The 2,797-nt window shown below is 70.6% G+C and carries 2 protein-coding genes; both read left to right on the top strand.

Going from position 1 to position 2,797, the window contains the following annotated elements; translation table 11 throughout:
- Window positions 1-260: 260 nt before the first annotated feature.
- The gene (locus GPJ59_RS35275; protein ID WP_219672168.1) at window positions 261-2,162 is read left to right on the top strand and encodes a 2-oxoacid:acceptor oxidoreductase subunit alpha; all 1,902 of its coding nucleotides are present in this window, start codon (window positions 261-263) and stop codon (window positions 2,160-2,162) included.
- A 40-nt stretch (window positions 2,163-2,202) separates the two neighbouring features.
- A partial coding sequence (locus GPJ59_RS35280; protein ID WP_219672170.1) for a 2-oxoacid:ferredoxin oxidoreductase subunit beta occupies window positions 2,203-2,797 on the top strand: 595 nt, incomplete at its 3' end.

A 2,797-nucleotide genomic window follows, 5' to 3' on the forward strand; every position in this document is an offset into this window, starting at 1 on the left:
CAAGGTGGTGAAAACAGCAGCCCCCCACCCGGCCGGGCGCCCCGCCGGCCCGCGGCGCATGCGCAAGCCCGCCTTTAGGAAGGCCGCCGAACCTCGTGGCGCGCCACCCCCTGGCGCCCCCTCGCCGGAGGGCGGCCCACCCGGCGTCGTCGGGGACCGGCCCCGTCCGGGCGCCCGCAGCACGCGCCGCCGGCCGACCGGGACGCCCAGCACGTCCGCGCGGCCGACGTAGCGCACGACAAGGAGCAGTGAGTACCCCCATGTCCGTTGTCAGCGACACCGCGCCCGTGGATCCGGGGACCGGCTCCAAGGAGGTCCGGCGGCTCGACCACGTCATCATCCGTTTCGCGGGTGACTCGGGTGACGGTATGCAGCTCACCGGTGACCGGTTCACGTCGGAGACGGCGTCGTTCGGGAACGACCTTTCGACCCTGCCGAACTTCCCGGCCGAGATCCGGGCGCCCGCCGGCACCCTGCCGGGCGTCTCCTCCTTCCAGCTGCACTTCGCCGACCACGACATCCTCACCCCCGGCGACGCCCCCGACGTGCTGGTGGCGATGAACCCGGCCGCGCTCAAGGCGAACCTCGCCGACGTGCCGCACGGGGCCGAGATCATCGTCAACACCGACGAGTTCACGCAGCGGGCGATGGCCAAGGTGGGGTACCTCTCCTCGCCGCTGGACGACGGCTCCCTCGGCGCCTACCGGCTGCACCCCGTTCCCCTGACGACCCTCACCGTGGAGGCGCTGAAGGAGTTCGGGCTGTCGCGGAAGGAGGCCGAGCGGAGCAAGAACATGTTCGCGCTGGGCCTGCTGTCGTGGATGTACCACCGGCCGACCGAGGGCACGGAGAGTTTCCTGCGGCAGAAGTTCGCGAAGAAGCCGCAGATCGCCGAGGCGAACGTGGCCGCCTTCCGGGCGGGCTGGAACTTCGGCGAGACCACCGAGGACTTCGCCGTCTCCTACGAGGTCGCCCCCGCCACCAAGGCGTTCCCCACCGGCACCTACCGCAACATCTCCGGCAACCTCGCCCTGGCCTACGGCCTGATCGCCGCCGCCCGCCAGGCCGAGCTCCCCCTCTACCTGGGCTCCTACCCCATCACCCCCGCCTCGGACATCCTCCACGAGCTGTCCAAGCACAAGAACTTCGGCGTACGCACCTTCCAGGCCGAGGACGAGATCGCCGGCATCGGCGCCGCCCTGGGCGCCGCCTTCGGCGGGTCACTGGCGGTGACCACCACCTCCGGCCCCGGCGTCGCCCTCAAGAGCGAGACGATCGGGCTGGCGGTGTCGCTGGAGCTGCCCCTGCTGATCGTGGACATCCAACGCGGCGGCCCCTCCACCGGCCTGCCCACCAAGACCGAACAGGCCGACCTCCTGCAGGCCATGTACGGGCGCAACGGCGAAGCCCCCGTGCCCGTGATCGCCCCCCGCACCCCGGCGGACTGCTTCGACGCCGCCCTCGACGCGGCCCGGATCGCCCTGACCTACCGCACGCCGGTCTTCCTGCTCTCCGACGGCTACCTCGCCAACGGCTCCGAACCCTGGCGGATCCCGGACACCGACGACCTGCCCGACCTGCGCACCACCTTCGCGACCGGCCCGAACCACACCCTCGCCGACGGCACCGAGGTCTTCTGGCCCTACAAACGCGACCCCCAGACCCTGGCCCGGCCGTGGGCGCTGCCGGGCACGCCGGGGCTGGAGCACCGCATCGGCGGGATCGAGAAGCAGGACGGCACGGGGAACATCTCCTACGACCCGGCCAACCACGACCACATGGTCCGCACCCGCCAGGCCCGCATCGACGGCATCACCGTCCCCGACGTCGAGGTCGACGACCCCGACCACGCCCGCACCCTCGTCCTGGGCTGGGGCTCCACCTACGGACCCGTCACCGCCGCCGTACGCGAGGTCCGCGACCGGGGCGAGAAGGTCGCCCAGGCCCACCTGCGCCATCTCAACCCCTTCCCGAGGAACCTCGCGGACGTGCTTGCCCGCTACGAGCACGTCGTCGTCCCGGAGATGAACCTGGGCCAGCTCGCCACCCTGCTGCGGGCGAAGTACCTCGTGGACGTCCACTCCTTCACCCAGATCAACGGGATGCCGTTCAAGGCCGCTCAGCTGGCCGGAGCCATCCAGGAGGCCAACCGTGCCCGCTGAACTCCTCTCCCTGGTGCCCAAGGCCGAGGGCCGGCAGTCGATGAAGGACTTCAAGTCGGACCAGGAGGTCCGCTGGTGCCCCGGCTGCGGCGACTACGCCGTCCTGGCCGCCGTCCAGGGCTTCATGCCCGACCTCGGCCTGGCCAAGGAGAACATCGTCTTCGTCTCCGGCATCGGCTGCTCCTCCCGCTTCCCGTACTACATGAACACCTACGGGATGCACTCCATCCACGGCCGCGCCCCCGCCATCGCCACCGGCCTGGCCACCTCCCGCCGCGACCTGTCCGTCTGGGTCGTCACCGGCGACGGCGACGCCCTCTCCATCGGCGGCAACCACCTCATCCACGCCCTCCGCCGCAACGTCAACCTCAAGATCCTCCTCTTCAACAACCGCATCTACGGCCTCACCAAAGGCCAGTACTCCCCCACCTCCGAACTCGGCAAGATCACCAAATCCACCCCGATGGGCTCCCTGGACGCCCCCTTCAACCCCGTCTCCCTCGCCCTCGGCGCCGAAGCCTCCTTCGTCGCCCGCACCGTCGACTCCGACCGCAAACACCTCACCGAGGTCCTGCGCGCCGCAGCCGACCACAACGGCACCGCCCTCATCGAGATCTACCAGAACTGCCCGATCT

Source organism: Streptomyces bambusae, from assembly GCF_019400985.1.
Classification (GTDB): Bacteria; Actinomycetota; Actinomycetes; order Streptomycetales; family Streptomycetaceae; genus Streptomyces; species Streptomyces bambusae_A.

Bases quoted from the DNA above. Each gene is read 5' to 3' on its own strand.
- GPJ59_RS35275 (WP_219672168.1), top strand. From the start codon at position 261: ATGTCCGTTGTCAGCGACACCGCGCCCGTGGATCCGGGGACCGGCTCC.